This is a genomic window from uncultured Gimesia sp., from assembly GCF_963972345.1.
GTDB lineage: Bacteria > Planctomycetota > Planctomycetia > Planctomycetales > Planctomycetaceae > Gimesia.
The window spans coordinates 1-17687 of the sequence record NZ_CAXAVM010000068.1; the positions used below are offsets into that span (position 1 = coordinate 1).

Genomic DNA, 17687 nt, shown 5'->3' on the forward strand with positions numbered 1-17687 from the left:
CCGCTATTCACAGTCTACGGGGGGCGGCCGCTCCCTGTTATATGATTCTGCCTGGCGGTATCGGAACTATGTCATCGATTCGTTCAACGCAGATAAACCGTACGATCAGTTCATCACCGAACAGATCGCCGGTGATCTGCTGGACGCGAAAGACTATCAGCAGCGTCGCGAACAGCTGGTAGCGACCGCGTTCCTGCTGCTGGGCCCCACGAACTACGAACAGCAGGATAAAGAGCAGTTGCGGATGGATGTGATCGACGAACAGATCCAGACGGTCGGCAGAGCCTTTCTGTCAATGACGCTGGGCTGTGCCCGCTGCCACGATCACAAATTTGATCCCATTCCGGCTTCCGATTACTACGCGCTGGCCGGCATCTTTCGCAGTACGAAAATGCTGACTCCGGGAAATGTCTCGGGCTGGACCAAACGCCCGCTGCCACTGCCGGCGCCCGAGAAGACAAAGTACGACGCCTACCAGCAGACTCTGGCCAGCCTGGATTCTCAGATTAAATCAAAACAAAGTGAATTAAAGCTGCTGCGAACCAACCTGAATACGATCACGCTGGATGATTCCGCGGCAACGCTGATCGGCGACTGGACCGAATCCACTTTCTACAAAAACTATGTCGGCAAAGGCTATATTCACGATAAGCATACCGCCAAAGGGGAAAAGCTGGTGAAGTTTTCCCCTCGCAAGCTCAAGTCGGGCCGTTACGATGTCCAGCTGGCCTACAATTCGGCAGAATCGCGGGCTTCACGCGTGCCGATTACGGTCAAGACGCCTTTAGGAAAACAGACGGTTTATTTGAATCAGCGCATCGAGCCGACAGACGGTACGTTCGCCTCCGTCGGCCAGTTTGAATTCTCAGGGACCGCCGATGATGAAATCATCGTTTCCAATGAGGGGACTGACGGCTATGTGATTGTCGACGCCATCCGTTTTATTTCCGCGCCCGCCGATCCTGCGGACAAAACACAAGAGCAGGCCGCTGTCTCCGAATACAAACAGACGTTGCTGAAAATCAAAGAAACCAGGCAGCAGCTTACCGCCCTCAAGACCGAAATGGAACATCACAAGAAAACCGCTCCCCCCGAAGTTCCTGAGATCATGTCGGTCTATGAGCAGGACGAACCGGGCGATTACCACCTGCTGCTTCGAGGCGACGTCCATCACGTGGGCAAAAAAGTGCCCCGCGGATTCCTCACGGTCGCGCAGACTTCGCAAGCGCCGGCTATCCCCGCAGATGCCAGTGGTCGCAGAGAACTGGCCCGCTGGATCACTGACCCCCACAACCCGCTCACAGCCCGCGTGTATGTCAATCGGATCTGGCATCACCTGTTCGGTTCCGGCCTGGTCCGCACAGTGGACAATTTCGGTTTCCGAGGCGAGACACCTTCTCACCCCGAACTGCTGGATCACCTCGCTTTGAAACTGATCGATAATGGCTGGTCGACCAAAGCCATGATTCGCGAGATCGTGCTTTCGAAGACGTATCAGCTTTCCAGCCACTCCAGTGCAGAACAACGCGAAACAGATCCGGACAATCGGCTGCTATCTCACCAGAATCATCGACGCCTGGATGCGGAAGCAATCCGCGATACGATCCTGCTTGTCAGTGGGAAGCTGGATCTGTCGCAGCAAGCGCAGACCATCCGCCCCGATACAAAGTCGGAGTACGGCTACCAGTTCCAAAATCATTTCCGCAGTGTGTATGTGCCGGTCTTTCGTAACCGCCTGCATGATCTACTGGCGATCTTTGATTTTCCCGATCCCAACCTGTCGGTAGGACGACGAAATACCAGCACGCTTTCCACGCAGGCGCTGTACCTGATGAATAACCCGTTTGTCATCGAACAGGCGCAGAATACCGCTCAGCGACTGCTGGAGAAATACCCCGACGATGATGCGGCCCGGATCAATGCCCTGTTTCGTTTGTCCCTGGGACGGCTTCCCAGCCAGGCGGAACGAAATAATACTGCTGCCTTCCTGAATCAGACCGATGCGCAGGACTCTGCTACAGAACTGGAACGGTGGACCGCCTGTTGCCAGACGATCATTGCCTGCATCGATTTTCGCTATATTAAATAAACCTGGAGTGATTCCATGTTCCCACAATATCAACCCGTTACACGTCGTCAGTTACTGGCCAGTTCTGCCTGCGGTTTTGGTTCACTGGCACTGAACGGCATGCTGAATTCCGCCCGCGCGAACAGTCCTTCCGTCTCCCCGCAGAATCCACTGGCACCGCAGGAGCCGATGTTTCCCCCGCGTGCCAAACGCATCATTTTCATCTTCATGCAGGGCGGTCCCAGCCAGGTAGATACCTTCGACTATAAACCGCTGCTGGCTAAAAAAGACGGAGAAGAACTGGAATTCAAGGATTCCCGCAAGATCGCCAAGACCGGCGGTTACGGCAAAGAGAAAGTCATGCAGTCCCTCTGGAAGTTCCGCCAGTACGGGGAAACCGGCCACTGGGTTTCCGACCTCTTTCCGGAAATCGGCAAGCAGGTGGACGATCTGTGCTTCGTCCACAGCATGCACACCAACGGTGTAGCCCACGGTCCGAGTACCCTGTTCCTGCATACGGGAACCACCAACCTGATTATGCCCTCGGTCGGTTCATGGGTGACCTACGGCCTGGGAACCGAAAATGAAAACATTCCCGGCTTCATTACGATTTCTCCCTCGGCGTCGAATGGCGGCCCCCGCAATTACTCCAATGCGTTCCTGCCCTCCCATTACCAGGGAACCGCACTCGGTCGGGCTGCACAACCGGCGAAAGAAGCCCGCTTTAATAATGTCAAAAATCAACAGTGGTCACTTGCCCGGCAACGCCAGCAGTTGAACCTGCTGCAGTCACTCAACCAGAGTCAACGGCAGTCCAACCAGGACGATGACGAACTGGCGGCGGTCGTGAACTCGTTCGAACTGGCGTTCCGGATGCAGCAGTATGCACCGGAGTTGACGGACCTGTCGAGAGAATCTAAGGCCACGTTCGATCTGTATGGAATCGGCCAGGAAGAAACGGATGATTTCGGCCGCCAGTGCCTGCTGGCCCGTCGCATGGCGGAAGCGGGAACACGCTACATCCAGGTGAATTACGCCGACAATGGAAATACGCCCCGCTGGGACCAGCACAGTAAAATCCAGAAACATGAAACGCATGCCCGCGCCACTGACAAACCGGTCGCCGGCCTGATTCAGGATATGAAACAGCGCGGACTGCTGGAAGACACGCTCATCTGGTGGGGCGGTGAGTTCGGTCGCAATCCGTTCAAGCAGGGCGTTGACGGCCGCGACCATAATCCCAAAGGCTTCACACACTTCCTGTGTGGTGCCGGCGTCAAAGCCGGTTTCTCATATGGTACCACTGATGAATTCGGCCACGAAGCCATCGAGAATAAAGTTCACATGCACGACATGCACGCCACGCTGCTGCATCTGCTGGGCATCGATCACGAACGCCTGACCTACCGTCATGCTGGCCGGGATTTCCGTCTGACCGATGTTGAAGGTCGTGTCGTTTCCGAACTGTTTTCCTGAAACAATCGGCGTTCCTTTATTTGAAGTTTCAGTGAATTCAGGCTGATCCGCTGCCGGTAGACTTAATCTGTCCTACTCGTGCGCGATATAACCGGACTGACAAACTCATTACGTCTCCCGCCGTTCGACCGAATCCGTTTCTGCTGTTTCAAAGATGAAGGCACATCATGTCCCACTGCTTTTGTATTCTATCAGTCCTGTTCAGCCTGCTCCTTGTGCCGTTTAGTGCTCCTCAGGAGATCTATGCCGGGGAGGCGGACAGACAGATTTACCAGCCGACGCCGGTGCCCGATCGTATCATGCTGACCTGGAAACAGGATCCCGCCCATGCGCAGTCCGTCACCTGGCGAACCGACACTTCCGTCAACGAATGTTTTGGCGAAATCGCTTTCGCGGGCGAGGGCCCCGAGTTTGTCAAAAGATCGCGTCAGCTGAAAGCGGAAACCAGTGAGTTGAAAACTGATCGGGGAGACTGCCATTTCCACGCGCTGACCTTTACCGACCTCAAACCGGACACCCTGTATGCCTACCGGGTCGGTGCCGGGGAAAACTGGAGTGAATGGCTGCAGTTTCGCACCTTGAGTGACAAAGCAGCCCCTATCACTTTCATCTACTTCGGCGATGCACAGAACCAGATCAAATCGCTCTGGTCACGCGTGATTCGCCAGGCGGTACTGACAGCCCCCCAGGCTCGCTTTCTGCTGCATGCCGGTGATCTGGTGAATCGCGGAAATAAGGATGAGGAATGGGGAGAGTGGAACAATTCCGGAGGCTGGTTGAACGGGATGCTCCCAAACCTGGCCATTCCGGGCAACCATGAATATGACATCAACCGTGTGAACCCGACGGCTGAGGAACAGAAAACCGAGAAAAGGCATCTGGCGCGACGCTGGCGACAACGGTTTGAATTTCCGGAAAACGGTCCCAGTGGAATGAAAGAAACGGTCTATTATCTTGACTTCCAGGGCATTCGTCTGATCGGGCTGAATTCGATGGACGACATCGAAACACAAGCCAGGTGGCTGGAGACCGTCCTCAAAGACAACCCGAACCGCTGGACGATCGTCACACACCATCATCCCATTAATTCGGTCAGTGAAGGGCGGGACAATCCGGAACTCCGCAAGCACTGGCAGCCGCTGTATGATCAATACCAGGTTGATCTGGTGTTGCAGGGACACGATCACTCTTATGGACGCACGGGACTGGTTCTGCAACGAAACTCCGGACAGAACACCGGGCAGAAAGCACGTCGCCAATCAGCAGGGGGAACCGTGTATGCCGTCTCGGTCAGTGGTCCGAAAATGTATGAACTCAAAGCAGAGAATGATTTTCTGAGACGCGCCGCTGAAACCCAGCTGTACCAGGTCATCACGGTTGAACCACAGGAGATCCGCTACCAGGCATTCACCGCGACGGGAACGCTCTACGATGCTTTTACCCTGCGAAAGAATTCCCGCCAGGGGGGGCCGAATGAACTGATCAATCAGATTCCCGATACCCCGGACCGCGTCGGTTCTGCTGAGAAAGATTAAGTCCACAAAAAAAACGCCCGGAGAATATCCGGGCGCAATGTCTGTTCAGTCCAGCGGTCTATGACTAGTCGACGACTTTCACGCCTGTGGCACAGGGACCTTTACGACCCTGACCGACTTCGTATTCGACCAGCTGACCTTCCTGAAGTTCTTCGAGTGTGACACCCTGTACTTCGGAATAATGAAAAAACAGGTCGCCCCGTTCGCCTTCAATGAACCCGAATCCGCGATCTGAAACAATTCTCTTAATCTTACCTTGTGGCATTTCTGCTCTCCAACCAAATAAACCGGTGACACGCGACAGTACTGCAATCGAGCTGTTGCGGATCAAAAAATGAAAGCAGATAAAGCTACAAAAACCGAAGCGGATACTTACGTAGTAGGCCAGCTACGCACAATGGAGCGGGAAGAGATGAACGACCCGAAGGAGGTTATTCTACACCTTGTCTCTGCTCGTCATACTTTCATGACAGGTTCATTATACTGAAAGCCGAGTACCTGTAAAGGTAAACAGGCCGGGTTTGACGCTGTTTCAAGATCCCCATTGGCCGCCTGGCGAAGCAAAAAACAGGCCTCTCCGATTCATTTCGGCAGTCGGCCCGGGAACCGGACAATCCCGACCTTCTCAGTCTTAACAGGCTGCAGATTGATAAACGGAACGAATAGCGGAAACGTGCCCGTTCCACTGGAAATCCCGGGGCAATTTACCCAGTCGGCCCACTTGCCTGTAATACCAGATCACAGGCGACCTGGGCTTTCACGAAACTCGTCTACGGTCATCAAACTGATATTCAGGAATTTTCGAGATGCGTTTTCAAACGATCCAGTGCATCGTCCCATTGCCTGGAAATCAGATCGAGGGCGGTCCGTACCTCCTCCAGCGGCTTTTTTTCAACCTGGAAGAGTTTTTCACGTCCCTGCCGCACACCGCGTACGAGTCCGACCTCGTTTAAGACCTGCAGATGTTTGGTGATGGCCTGCCTGGATACGGATTCCCCTTTCGACAGCTGGGAGATGGACTTGGGCTGGCCATCTCCCAGCTTCATTAAGAGCGTCAATCTGGTTTCATCACCCAGGGCCGCAAACAGGGGGGCGCGCCTGCATAACTGCCCGACATCACGTTTGAATACTTTCATTGAGATAGGTCTCGATATTTTTGATTTGTCCGGTCCAGCCCCCGTCGTTCATACGAAAGGCTTCGTCGCGACGTACCGCAGGTATCGCATCAAAACCGGATTCGATGACCGTCAGGAGAGTTCCGTCTTCTATTGCTTCCAGGTGAAACTCAACCAGCGTCGGCTGCTCCTGAGAATAATCATAGTCAGGCTCAATCGCATAAGGGTGCCAGTAGAACGAAAATAACGTTTCGGGCTGTAACTGGTGGACCTCCACTTCCATTTTAACATGCTCGTAACCCGGAATTGTAATTTGTCCCACAGTTGTCTCCCCCGGCACAAACGGGGATTCCAGGTTCACGCCAAACCACGCGCTGAACTCCCGATAGTTCGTTAATGCATTCCAGACACGATTTTGGGAAGCCTGTAGCTTGATCTGCTTTTTAATGACATCACTGTTGGAAGATACCATCACTTGTCTCCTCTCGATTATAGCAACTGAACCACTACTCGCAACCCAGCGGTTGCACATCGACTGTCTTTATACGCAACCATACAGTTGCATGTCAAGTCTGTAGTTCTGGAAATATTCTGGGGTATCGTTTCTCTCCAATCAGATATTGCAGACAGATTCTCAAAAACGTCTCATCCCCGCAATGAAGCGTCCGGCGTACGCCGGGCAGCTAATGAGAGAGGCACGCGAAACGACACGGGGATACTGCTGTCTTCCCTGCAATCACAGAATTTCTGAATCCGCTGCCGGAACTGGCTCGAATTCAGAACTGATCAAACAGCGATCCGGACTGGGGCAGAAACAGGCTGCTGTAGAGACGACTGGCGTAGAGGTCAGTCATGCCCGAGACATAGTCAGACAGAACCCGTTTCGAATTGGAAGTTTTATAAAGCTCATACTCGTCCGGCTTCAACAGTCGTTCCGGATTTTCAAGCAGAGCGTCGAACAGTTTATCGACAATCATCTGGCCTTTGATTTCCAGAATCTGGTTCTGACGCTGCCGAATGACATGTTTGAGGACAAACGTTTTCAAGATCTCGAGAATCGCAGCCGAGTCCGCTTTCAGGCAGGCATTGTAACGGATCAGCTCGTGTTCGCCTGATTCCAGATCCCGGATTTCGGTATCGCGAATCAGGCCGCCGACGATGTTGCTGATGCCGTGCTTGAGCTGTTTATGCGAGCTGGAAAACAGCTTTTCCGTGTAACGGGTGACGACATTCGCCAGGTACGAGTCTTCAAAAGCCCCGATCTGCTCCATGACTTCGGCTTCCCAGATCTTCTGGGAGACCAGCCCCAGCGCAATGGCATCTTCCAGGTCGTGCACGCCGTACGCAATGTCGTCTGCCAGTTCCATGATCGAGGTATCGAAGGACTTGCGGACCGTTTTCGCATGCCCGCCTGGCCTGGTCCTGATTTCTGAGAGAATCGCCTGATCGCTGGCGGAGAAGGGCTGCAGGATCCAGGCCAGCAGATCCGCGTCATCGTCGTGAATGCATTTGGGAGGTCGATAGAGCGAAAGTTTCGAGGGGGAATCGCTATCGTGATCCTGTAATTTTTCATAGTTGGCCACCTGCGAATGGGTGGCGGGATATTTCAACAGCCCCAGCAGGGTTCTCCTGGTGAGATCCAGGCCATGATGATCGGAAAACTCACCCAGGCGGCAGACGATGCGCAGGGTCTGACCATTGCCTTCAAAGCCGCCAGCCTGGTGCATGTGTTTATTCAGTGAATATTCACCACCATGCCCGTAAGGGGGATGTCCCAGGTCGTGCGCCAGGCAGACTGCTTCGATCAGACTGTTGGAGGGAATCAGCGTGGAGAGCTGATTCTGGGGTGACGAAAACCGCAGGTGCGAGGCAATACTGGCACCGATCTGCGCGACTTCGAGAGAATGCGTAAGACGCGTGCGGTAGAAGTCACTGTCCCCGAGTGAGAAGACCTGCGTTTTCGACTGCAGCCGACGAAACGCGGACGAATGAATAATCCGGGCTTTATCGCGGAGGAACTGTGACTCAAAGTTTTCCGAGTCGGGATCGTTAAACGTCTTTCGCGGGTGCCCCTCTTCGTCCTCACGTCTGCGTAGTATCCAGTGATCTTCCATCGTAGCCCTGAAGCGGTTTTCCTGTATATTTGTAGTTCATTCATGTCAGCATGGTGCAGGATTATACACACTTCCGGCGCAAATCAGAAGCATGGCCAGAGCAGGGGAAAGATCACTCTGTTTTAATAGTCGCAACTGCTCAGATGAGTCTTAACCAGAGGCTGACATAGGCGCTGAACAGATCGCGGTACGAGGCGCTGCAATCGGCGGGCCAGCTTAAGGGGGCATACAGGAAATTGACGAGCCGAATCTGATCGGGGGACATATACCCGTGAGAATAGCTAAAAATGGCAATCACGGGTCCCACACTGAGCACATAAATCAACACAAACAGGCCCAGCATGAAACTTAGCGAGCGCAGAATGCTGGTGACTTTAGTTTGATGATGTGCAGACATGCCCGAATCCTCAGTGTGATTTCTTTCAGCTACAGATAGTTTAAACAAATAGTGAATCAGTGTAAGTGCAAAATCGGGTCTCGATGAAAGGAGCAGGGGGATTGATTTTCGGATTCCGCCACGATGATTACAAAAGCAGTGCAAGTTCAATGAAATCCGGAACAGCTTTCGATCCAGTCAGAGGCATTTTAATCTGATTATTCTTACGCTGGTTGGACTTTAATTTCACAGTCAGAATCAAGAAAGCACAGGAATATTAACGCGAAAGGAGGCATACATATCAAGAACAGAAAAACAAATAATATCGATACATCGGCTCCGAGAAATCTGAGAAAGAAACTATTATTCCTGTATTTTGAAGGAGCGGTATAGCGTTGCTTAACGAAGTTAGCCGAGTCGTAAGCAATACCGAGGTCGGCTATTGAGTGAAATGGTGTGACGATGTGATCGAAAGGCCGCACTTCCGGCACAGGTTCCCCGAGAAACAGCAGCAGAATCGTGGCGAGCCCCACAGGAATGAAGTACAGGAATAGATGCCAGCTGAACCCGGTCAAGAGAACGATGAAGAGACAGGTGAATAATAACACGGCAGCGGCAGGCTGTGTCCAGGACCGGTCACTGGAATACTGGTAGGAAACTGTTGAATTGGATTCCAGCAGCAGAAGCAGTCGCTGAATGTAATCCCACTCCTGTTTTGTGAGGGCGTTCGCATCGTTCTCCGGTTGAATCGGGAGTTCATCAGCAACAAAAATAAGTGCAGGGTCATCTGACTTGTAATATTCAAACGGCAATTCTTCGAAATCAGCTGATTCAGCTTGCCCGTTAAGGTATTGGCGAATCAGGGATGCCAGCTGGTTGCGTTTTTCGCGATCGATCATCGTCTGTCTTCCCGTAATGAAAGGGGCTCAAAAAAAAGATTCAGCAGCGCACATCATAGAACAGAGAGTAGCAGTTGACGGTGCCATCCTGATCGTAAATAACCATGATCAATTCACCTGGATTCCTGAACTGGATCTGTCCTGCCTCTTTGTCACACTTCCAGTAGAGCCCTCCTTTGCGGGTGAATTCGTCCTGATCGGCGTTAGCCCGGAAGATTCGCATCGAAGCTGGCAGCATGCTGACTCCTTCAGGGTGGTCGGTCGGTTTGCGCAGGGCCGAGGTAAAGATAAGACGGTATCCGGACGGAGTGGTCTTGAACGTCCGCTGGGCTGTGAACATGAACCGGGAGGGATTTTCGAGTGCCGCCTGCAGCATTTTGTCTTCCGGCTGAGCGGGCTCTGCACCTGCAGCGTCTCGGGTTGACAGTGCCCCCATGCCGAAGCCGAGTCCCGCGACCAGTTTGACGGCGTCTCTTCTGCTTAAATCACTCATATCTGCCTCCCGATTACCAGGCAACATTCGCCTGTTAAATCGTTGTTGAAGAAATGATTCCTCGGAAAATACCGCGTGTTATTGTGTCTGTTTTCTCTGCCTGAATCATATCAGATAGCAAGCTGTGTTCAATATTATTCCGCTGGAGGTTCGTAGCGGGAGAGAAACAGCTGATAGTTCACTTTTGACCTGGAACTGGTCTTGGTCGATCCCTGTGTGCTGTCTGATTCTATTTCAAACCTGCCAACCCAGGTCTCTGTGTTGAGTTTCACTTCGACTGTCGTTTGGATTTCACTTCGATCCAGTACGGGTTCGGTGATGACGATGCCATCCCTGTCGATGGAAACGGGCACGACATTCCCCACATCAAGCAGTCGCTGGTAGTGCAGGCGGACATTTAGCTTTCCCTCCTTAGAATAGAATTTGCCCGACAGCATTTGCGTTTCCGGCCCTGAAATCACTTTGCTGTGAAACTGTTCATCGAGGCGTGCCACGACTTCGATACTTTGCAGGACCTTCTCCTGCGGCGTGTCTGCGGAAGATTTGACGTAGCCTACGGCATCCAGACGCAACAGATAGAGTTCCTCTGCTGCTGCGGTTCCGCAGGTGAGGAAACAAACGAGAATCAGTAAGAGCCATTTCAACATCGTGTTTTCAGGTTCCTGTTAAAAGCAGTGCGGGTATTAAAGAATGTCTTCCCAGAACTCAACATATTTCTCAGCGATGCTCAATAAAAAATCATTACTGTTAACAGCCCAGATTACGGGAGTGTAGAAAGACTCAATCCGTCCAAGTGTTTCAGAAGAGACATCGTCCCGCAGGCCGGAAGGAGTGACCAGATATCCGGAAACGGGGCCGATACTCAAGACATACAGTACCAGCAACAGGGGAAGGGCCGCGGACAGAAAACGAATGAGGAATGATCTTTTATTTTCTGACATCAGAATGTCTCCTGCGATGACCAGGTTGAGCGGTTCCTATTTTAATCAGTTACAGACAAAACGTAACCGTAATCTTATGAAAATGTGTGCGGCAGGTTCCGTGCGGGATGTTCCGCTCGCGGAATACGGGCTCTTTGGATAAAATTCATATTGAATTGAATCACTCTCATGGATGGTACGCGCAGGTCTGATTTTGCAGGAGACATTTCAACTAAGATAGAGATATCCGTGTGCCACGGTCCGGCTTGTCCGGCCGTGCCGTGTGAGTATAAGAATCCTGATCATGGAAGCACGAGGCAGCTGCAACATCCTGCTCGCTTTGCTCGGCCCGAATTATATTCGGGCTTTCCCTTTTTCTTTTGACTGGTTTCGGGTCGTTCGTGGTCATAAATTCTGACTGGGGTGTCTCAGCTGTTCCCATTGTGGGTGATACGCGGTTGATACCCGCCAGGCGGGTCGACACATGGGTCGACCCCTACGAAAACGGGTTGGCTTTTTTGTTCTGATTTGAACGATTGCCCTGACAGTTTCCTGTTGTCTGCGACAACCTCGAATTGCATTCGAGGCTACCCGCTTCAGGAGTTTTCTCCGGGTTTGTACCAGCACTGTCGGATCGGCCCGGTGCCATCCGGATACCTCTTAAGTAATTGGAATATACCCAACAGTATACGACGTCCGTGTGCCACCGCTCGGCTTGTCCGACGGTGCCGAATGGGTGTGGAAACTTTGGTTCTGGATGGTACGTGGCAACTGCGACCTCCTGCTCGCTGCGCTCAGCCCGAATTGCATTCGGGCTCACCCATTTTTCTTTCGTGTGATTTCAGGTTTTTCGTGGTTGAAAATATTGATTGGAATGTTTTATCTGTTGCCATTGTGCTGTGAAATGGGTTGATACTCGCCAGGCGGGTCGACACATGGGACGCCCCCTACGATGAATGGGTGGGCTGTGTTGTTCTGAATTGTGCGATTGCCCTGACAGTTTTCTGTTCGCTGCGCTCACCCCGGATTACATCCGGGGCTACCCATTTTTTCTCGATAATTAGCCGTACGGCGTTAGCCGCGGTTTTTTGCGAACTGGGAAAATACGAGGTTCATCTGGAGTGGTCTATGATGAATATCGATCACCTTATTTTAATCATTGAGTGGTGCGGGATTTTCATCTGCGGTGAGTGGGAGCCGATCTTTATAATGCTTTGCGAAACGTGTATGGGAGCCGTTATCACATTCACCGTTGGGCAAGCCAACGGTGCCACACGCTGAATGGGTGGGGTGAGCCTGGTTCTGAATCGTGCGTGGCAACTGCGACCTCCTGCTCGCTCTGCTCGGCCCGAATTGCATTCGGGCTCACCCTGTTTCTCTGGGTTGGGATGGTTGTTCGCGCACTGTCGGGCAAGCCGACAGATGGCACCCGTGGTGTGAGAGGATGTTGAGTTATGTTTGAGGGTATGGTTGTGGAGTTCAATCTTTTGTTCGATCTGGTATCTGGTGTTAGTGGTTCCCTTGCCTGCTGGGTTATTCATGGTGGATTATTTTCGGGAAGGGCGTGGGGAGGTCAAGCGGAAATGAAAAAGATCATGTGGCGATACGGGTTGAAAGAGGACCGATGCTGGGGTGAGCAGTGGCGGTGCCGGGGCGAAGCGTTGCGATGTGTGGCGACCCGCAGGATTACATCTCGAACGGGTGGGGTTTCAGGCAGTGCAAATCGGGAAAAAACAGGCTCATTTGCAGTGAAGATCAGGAACAAGTGGCTTGTGTTTCAGTGCACTGTAAACTGGACACGCGCGCGACACGATTTGGTGCTTATTCTGGCTGACGGTAAGAGCGGGTCAAGTCCAGTTTAAGCAGTGAGAGATCGCAGTATGAAATTACTGGTAAAGTTCGGGTCTGGGCTTGAGCTGTTCGTTAAACTCGTGATGATTCTCACAGAGATAAGAGGTGTAGTGGTTACTGCCTCTCATTATTTTCGCAGGGGGAGCGCCACAGTCCGGACATTTGGCATCAGCATGAAAGATCGATTTCAGACAACGGTTATTTTTACAAACCATTGTTTCAGATTCGTCGGAATCAACATTGATTTTAACGAGCATCTGAAAACAGGCAGGACAAGTGAGCATCTTGTCTGACTCCTTGATTTTTCCTTTATAATGAAGATCGGAACCCCCGCAGTCATCAATTTAAACCCGAAACCTGTATCATAGGAGACCAGGCCGTCACTTTAAAGCCGGATAAAAAAAGAAAGCCTTAGTGCAGCCGTAAAACCAGCATACACAAGGCTTTAAAAGTGCCCCCGAAAGGAATCGAACCTTTAACCTACTGATTAAGAGTCAGATCAGTTATGCGTTTTATAGCTACAAAACAGCGTTTCTTGTACCTAAATGATTTCAAAAAAGGCACGATTTAGGTACAACATAATCAGGTACAGAACACCGTTCCGAATTTAAATTAACCTGTACCAGATTCAGGAAGCGAATTCAAATGAGGAAAACCCTAGTCTTTAAATCAAACGGCAAGCCAAGAAAAACAAGTGTCAAGACGTGGGCAGACCGACAAAAGGCCGCAGGGGTAAGACTGGAACTTTCGCAGCATAAACCCCGCAATCACTGGAAAAAAATGGTGGATGGGAAATACCACTATTTCAAGCACCCCATTACTAAAGCAGGCTATGAATCAGCATTACGGGAATGGTTAAATCTGAAGGCGGAAATGGATCTCGAGAAGCCATACCTGGCTTTGATTCAGCACCATATAGACATATTCAAAGCAGTTCAAAATTATTTCGATCATGCTGTAGAGCAAACCACCAAAGAAAAGAAAATGGCACAGCAGGTTGATCAGTTTATCAACTGGCTTGAAACCGCTTTTGACGATCCAGATCAATATATTCCAGAAGTTGATCCTTCAACCTCTCTGACTCAGGATGAAATTGATGAATTCGAGATTGTCAAACCCGATATAAGCCCAGAAGAAAACAATTTCAGGTGGGCGGTCATGAGCGCATTAAGAGGCAAGAGTGAACTCGCAGATAACATAGTACGTCGTTTTTTTGGAGAAGATCATATTGGAACTTTGACTTTTCAACTCCCAGAAGAATGGAAGGAAAAAACAGAATTTACAGAGTCACCTGAAAAGCTCCCACAGACAGTAGGCTACTGGGCCGAAGACTTTTTAAATCTTAAAGGTGCAAAAGCTGACAACAATCAACTAACAACAACTACAGCTAGAGACAGCAGGGAGAAACTAAAAAAGTTCAGAATCTGGATAGGCGATAAAACACCTATTACAAATATCACAAGTGAAACTTTAAAGCAGTTCTATCTGCACCTGTTACAGCAGGATTTCAATAACAAGCAGAATTACTTTAATTACAGCAAAAGTTTTATAAGATATGCTTGGCGTGAAGATGCTTGTAATCTTGAGAACCTTCCGAAAAACATAGACGATAGAGGAACATTCTCATTCAGGGGAACTACAAAAAAACAACAGACAAAGAACCGATTAAAAGAACTCTGGACAAAAGAGGATTTTAAAAAAGTGATTGCCAAAAATTCAACGATTTCTGAACGCTATCAGTGTTGGATTTTGTTGATGCTCAATTGTGGCTACACTCAGACAGACCTAAACGAATTGAAAAGAGATGAAGTTGATTTGAAAACAGGCAGAATAATCAGATGCAGAACCAAAGCAGAGAATTATTCAAATGCTCCTATCGTAAACTACAAACTTTGGAATGTTACTCTTGAGCTACTGAAGAAAGAAATGAAACGGTCTACTGATCCCGTTTACGCTTTGCAAGCAACTAAAGGTGCCAGGTTGATCAAAGAAGAGATCAAAAAAGATTCATCCGGTAAATTCATTGCTACCAAACATGATAATACGTCAAGAGGCTGGCAAAAAATCAGGAAGGAAGCAGGACTCGACAAGATTTTGAAATATATTCGCAAGACTGGAGCAACAACAATTAAAAGTGAATCAAAACATAAAAGCGAAGAAAGACTTTATCTTGGACATACACCAGATAATATGGCAGACCTACACTACAACATTATGGAAGGGCAGGTTTATAAACCACTTGATGAAGCTATAGGCTTCTTAGGTAAGCAGTTTGGTTTAAAATAATTTTACACAACAGGAAGCAGGCGATAAATCAATAAAAATTCTGTGAATTTCTGGGGCCTTCGGTCTCTGTAGTCAGTATTAAATTGTCAGGTATCTCATGCGGGTTCCGCAGTCACCGCTGAGTTCTACCAGGACCGCGGTTACCAGACTCTGCAGCGACTCCTCATTGGGAAATAGTCCCGCCGCGCGGGTGCGCCGTTTCAGTTCCTTGCTCTGGCGTTCCAGCAGACGCAGCACCTTGATAAACTCCCGGGTGCCGGCTGACTGCAGTTCGGCTTCCAGTCGGCGGCGGAGAATGCCTAGACAGACCGGCAGATCCCATTCCCGCTGGTGCCGGGCGATTAACGTCTCTTCAAACAACAGACGCACTTCAGCGATAGTGGCCACGATGGTGATCTGTCTATATGTATATTTTGTGGGGGGGGGACTGAGTAACTGTTGGTATCAAAGCGGACCAGCGACAGGGAGTACGCGTGTGCCTGTCCCAGACGGCAGTAGACGCAAGAACTCCCGTTGCTCTTCCGCCAGCAGGCTGTGTTTGGGAGAGGTCTTTCCCCGCAACTGGCGTTGTAGATCGTTCTGGCAGCATTGCTCTAACTGCTCGATCAGAGTCTCTAGGAAAGCAACCCGGGAAACTGGAACCAGAAAGTTCCTGCGGGAATAATCCAGTAACCGCTCCCGTAATCAACAGAAGAGCCATCAAGGCTGATTATATGAACGCGAATGCTAGACAGATGCAGGCCGTTTATAAATACCAGCGTACCGTTCTGAACGCCTTCACCGAAGTTGTGAACCGCATCCACAAGGTAGAGAACTACGGCAAGAGCGTTGAAATCAAAATGCAGCAGTTGGCTGCACTTGAAGAATCAGTTGATGTGGCCACAAAGTTGTTTCAGAACGCCCGTGCCGAATACGTGGAGGTATTGCTGGCCCAGCGTGACCTGCAGGATGCGAAAGTGGTCCTGATTGAAACCAAGCAGCAGCAACTGGCTGCCATCGTGAATACCTACCAGGCACTGGGGGGGCGGCGGAGTCATCCCGACTTATGATTCGGGCAGAGTTACAATCACAGACGAGCAATATGTGCCCCCCATGCTCGAAGAGGAATGAGGGACGGATCGTTTTCAGCATTGAGAGTCTTGAATTCGGAATAATTCCCACTCGTCCATCTGACGCCGACCAGACTTCCTAATCGATGCAGTTACTTCCCGTTTTCATCACCGGATCAGGCACTGCTTTTTCTGGTAGTAGATCCACCTATACTGAATGCTCACCAGTTGTATTCAATACCAACGCCGGTTACGCCAGACCAGGAAATCGGGAACATACGCCAGTTCTGATCGGCGTGCTGTGTGGCGTCGACAGCATTTGTTGCAACCCAGGCCATATACCAGCCAAGAAAGGCCTGTGAGGGATAGTGATGATTATCGTTGAGCCGTGACAATGGGGCCAGAGTAGAGCCGGCATAATAGAGCACCTTGAGCAATGGACGTTCCGTGACTTTGGCTGCTGCCAGAAAGGGAATGGCTCCCATAAAGCTGTGTCCGCTGACGCCGTTATTATCCTGAAAAGGTTTCCACTTCGCATTCGCAGACGTCTCTCCCGGCCGTGAGGCTCCGGTCACATACTGCATCGCCAGCATGGGGGGAGTGCCAACAATGATTGCCCGGATTGAGCGTTCCCCCCATTCGCCTGTTGCATTGATCAGTGGTACGTTTTCAAACAGCAGGCTGGCTCCCCAGGCTGCTGCAAAGAGCGGTAAGGTATCGCGACCATTCCCCAGTTCTTTCTGAGCATGAAAGGTCTCCAGCCAATCATCCGAGGAGGCCCCCAGCAGACTCGACTGTAGATGGTTCTGAATGCCGCCATCCAGTGATGAATTGGCGATGATTGCGCCAACACCAAAGCCGCCCGCCAGCCAGAGTAGTGACTCTTTCGAATAATAATGAGCATGGTCCTCTTTAATGCGGCTCCAGAATGAAGGGGTTGCGGCACAAAACTCTTCTTCGAGGGAGGAATTCACGCACCTATACTCTTCTCCCAACTCCGAAAGTGGATCTTCCTGCAGGTCTCCCTGAATTTTGATCAGCGCGGACTCAGGATACATGTCTTGCTGAAATTGATGATGGGCAGTTGCGTGCGTTTTCTCAGGTAGAGGAAGGAGAAGTTTGAACTCGGAGCGTGCTGCTACATTTTTGTCTGTCGGCATTGTTACGGGAACCTGAGTCTGTTCGGCAGTTATTTTTTCGGAGACTGAGGAATCCATTTTGATGACCCGTCGATAGCCAGGAGGCTCGATCAGTCCAGTCGCTGATTCCGGATCGGTACTGATGACAGTATCGATGTAAGTCTTTTCCTTCATCGTTATACAGCCGGTAGCCAGGCATATAATAAGGAGACAGCCTGGGATCAGAAGTCGTTCGAAGTTGGAGTGAGAGCGCAGAATCAACGTCATAATTGGCTTCATGAATTCAAATCATGCTTTAAGGTATTCGATAAAGTCAGCTGAAGATTGGGACCAACTGATGATGTGAGTTCAAACACGCTGCCCGCC

General features: G+C 50.7%; 17 protein-coding genes. 5 read left to right on the plus strand and 12 right to left on the minus strand.

Going from position 1 to position 17687, the window contains the following annotated elements:
- The 3 genes from AACZ40_RS13260 to AACZ40_RS13270 all read left to right on the plus strand — a co-directional run.
- Positions 1-2089, plus strand: a 2089-nt coding sequence (locus AACZ40_RS13260; RefSeq protein ID WP_339674630.1) for a DUF1553 domain-containing protein, incomplete at its 5' end; no start/stop codon positions are given.
- Between the two features lie 15 nt (positions 2090-2104).
- A complete protein-coding gene (locus AACZ40_RS13265) occupies positions 2105-3544 on the plus strand; it encodes a DUF1501 domain-containing protein (protein WP_291169510.1) in 1440 nt (479 codons plus the stop codon).
- A 167-nt stretch (positions 3545-3711) separates the two neighbouring features.
- Complete coding sequence (locus AACZ40_RS13270) at positions 3712-5079, plus strand: metallophosphoesterase family protein (protein ID WP_291169512.1); 1368 nt, start codon at positions 3712-3714, stop codon at positions 5077-5079.
- 64 nt (positions 5080-5143) lie between these two features.
- Here AACZ40_RS13270 and AACZ40_RS13275 read toward each other — a convergent pair whose 3' ends face one another.
- The 10 genes from AACZ40_RS13275 to AACZ40_RS13320 all read right to left on the minus strand — a co-directional run bounded on the left by AACZ40_RS13275 (position 5144) and on the right by AACZ40_RS13320 (position 12316).
- Positions 5144-5344 carry a cold shock domain-containing protein gene (locus tag AACZ40_RS13275; RefSeq protein ID WP_291169515.1) on the minus strand — a complete coding sequence of 67 codons (201 nt, stop codon included), beginning with the start codon at positions 5342-5344 and terminating at the stop codon, positions 5144-5146.
- 526 nt (positions 5345-5870) lie between these two features.
- Entirely contained in the window at positions 5871-6215 is a 345-nt protein-coding gene (locus AACZ40_RS13280; protein WP_291169518.1) for a winged helix-turn-helix domain-containing protein, read from the minus strand.
- Positions 6196-6666 carry an SRPBCC family protein gene (locus AACZ40_RS13285; protein WP_291169521.1) on the minus strand — a complete coding sequence of 157 codons (471 nt, stop codon included), beginning with the start codon at positions 6664-6666 and terminating at the stop codon, positions 6196-6198. Before AACZ40_RS13285 ends, AACZ40_RS13280 begins: the two co-directional genes overlap by 20 nt.
- 304 nt (positions 6667-6970) lie before the next feature.
- Positions 6971-8308, minus strand: coding sequence for an anti-phage deoxyguanosine triphosphatase (locus AACZ40_RS13290; protein ID WP_291169523.1), 1338 nt, complete (start codon positions 8306-8308; stop codon positions 6971-6973).
- 139 nt (positions 8309-8447) lie between these two features.
- The gene (locus AACZ40_RS13295; RefSeq protein WP_291169526.1) at positions 8448-8705 is read right to left on the minus strand and encodes a hypothetical protein; all 258 of its coding nucleotides are present in this window, start codon (positions 8703-8705) and stop codon (positions 8448-8450) included.
- Between the two features lie 203 nt (positions 8706-8908).
- Positions 8909-9583, minus strand: coding sequence for a hypothetical protein (locus tag AACZ40_RS13300; protein ID WP_291169529.1), 675 nt, complete (start codon positions 9581-9583; stop codon positions 8909-8911).
- A 40-nt stretch (positions 9584-9623) separates the two neighbouring features.
- Positions 9624-10076: a hypothetical protein gene (locus AACZ40_RS13305; protein WP_291169532.1), complete on the minus strand. Its 453-nt coding sequence runs from the start codon at positions 10074-10076 to the stop codon at positions 9624-9626.
- 134 nt (positions 10077-10210) lie between these two features.
- Positions 10211-10723, minus strand: a complete 513-nt coding sequence (locus AACZ40_RS13310) for a hypothetical protein (protein ID WP_291169534.1) — start codon at positions 10721-10723, stop codon at positions 10211-10213.
- A gap of 36 nt (positions 10724-10759) precedes the next feature.
- Positions 10760-11017, minus strand: coding sequence for a hypothetical protein (locus AACZ40_RS13315; protein WP_291169537.1), 258 nt, complete (start codon positions 11015-11017; stop codon positions 10760-10762).
- A 1131-nt stretch (positions 11018-12148) separates the two neighbouring features.
- A complete protein-coding gene (locus AACZ40_RS13320) occupies positions 12149-12316 on the minus strand; it encodes a hypothetical protein (protein ID WP_291177399.1) in 168 nt (55 codons plus the stop codon).
- 1176 nt (positions 12317-13492) lie between these two features.
- Between AACZ40_RS13320 and AACZ40_RS13325 the strand changes: the two genes are divergently transcribed.
- Complete coding sequence (locus AACZ40_RS13325; protein ID WP_339674637.1) at positions 13493-15133, plus strand: hypothetical protein; 1641 nt, start codon at positions 13493-13495, stop codon at positions 15131-15133.
- Positions 15134-15211: 78 nt separating this feature from the next.
- On the opposite strand, the gene AACZ40_RS13330 is transcribed toward AACZ40_RS13325, so the two are convergent.
- Positions 15212-15520, minus strand: coding sequence for a transposase (locus tag AACZ40_RS13330; RefSeq protein ID WP_291177393.1), 309 nt, complete (start codon positions 15518-15520; stop codon positions 15212-15214).
- 326 nt (positions 15521-15846) lie between these two features.
- Between AACZ40_RS13330 and AACZ40_RS13335 the strand changes: the two genes are divergently transcribed.
- On the plus strand, positions 15847-16182 hold the full coding sequence (locus AACZ40_RS13335) for a TolC family protein (RefSeq protein ID WP_291177390.1): 336 nt from the start codon (positions 15847-15849) through the stop codon (positions 16180-16182).
- 221 nt (positions 16183-16403) lie between these two features.
- Here AACZ40_RS13335 and AACZ40_RS13340 read toward each other — a convergent pair whose 3' ends face one another.
- Positions 16404-17495 (minus strand): phosphatase PAP2 family protein, encoded by a 1092-nt coding sequence (locus tag AACZ40_RS13340; RefSeq protein WP_291177387.1) that lies wholly within the window; start codon positions 17493-17495, stop codon positions 16404-16406.
- Positions 17496-17687 lie beyond the last annotated feature (192 nt).

Excerpts from the sequence above, each read along its gene's own strand:
- AACZ40_RS13265 (WP_291169510.1), top strand. The coding sequence starts at position 2,105 with ATGTTCCCACAATATCAACCCGTTACACGTCGTCAGTTACTGGCCAGT.
- AACZ40_RS13270 (WP_291169512.1), top strand. The coding sequence starts at position 3,712 with ATGTCCCACTGCTTTTGTATTCTATCAGTCCTGTTCAGCCTGCTCCTT.
- AACZ40_RS13275 (WP_291169515.1), bottom strand. The coding sequence starts at position 5,344 with ATGCCACAAGGTAAGATTAAGAGAATTGTTTCAGATCGCGGATTCGGG.
- AACZ40_RS13280 (WP_291169518.1), bottom strand. The coding sequence starts at position 6,215 with ATGAAAGTATTCAAACGTGATGTCGGGCAGTTATGCAGGCGCGCCCCC.
- AACZ40_RS13285 (WP_291169521.1), bottom strand. The coding sequence starts at position 6,666 with ATGGTATCTTCCAACAGTGATGTCATTAAAAAGCAGATCAAGCTACAG.
- AACZ40_RS13290 (WP_291169523.1), bottom strand. The coding sequence starts at position 8,308 with ATGGAAGATCACTGGATACTACGCAGACGTGAGGACGAAGAGGGGCAC.
- AACZ40_RS13295 (WP_291169526.1), bottom strand. The coding sequence starts at position 8,705 with ATGTCTGCACATCATCAAACTAAAGTCACCAGCATTCTGCGCTCGCTA.
- AACZ40_RS13300 (WP_291169529.1), bottom strand. The coding sequence starts at position 9,583 with ATGATCGATCGCGAAAAACGCAACCAGCTGGCATCCCTGATTCGCCAA.
- AACZ40_RS13305 (WP_291169532.1), bottom strand. The coding sequence starts at position 10,076 with ATGAGTGATTTAAGCAGAAGAGACGCCGTCAAACTGGTCGCGGGACTC.
- AACZ40_RS13310 (WP_291169534.1), bottom strand. The coding sequence starts at position 10,723 with ATGTTGAAATGGCTCTTACTGATTCTCGTTTGTTTCCTCACCTGCGGA.
- AACZ40_RS13315 (WP_291169537.1), bottom strand. The coding sequence starts at position 11,017 with ATGTCAGAAAATAAAAGATCATTCCTCATTCGTTTTCTGTCCGCGGCC.
- AACZ40_RS13325 (WP_339674637.1), top strand. The coding sequence starts at position 13,493 with ATGAGGAAAACCCTAGTCTTTAAATCAAACGGCAAGCCAAGAAAAACA.
- AACZ40_RS13335 (WP_291177390.1), top strand. The coding sequence starts at position 15,847 with ATGAACGCGAATGCTAGACAGATGCAGGCCGTTTATAAATACCAGCGT.
- AACZ40_RS13340 (WP_291177387.1), bottom strand. The coding sequence starts at position 17,495 with ATGAAGGAAAAGACTTACATCGATACTGTCATCAGTACCGATCCGGAA.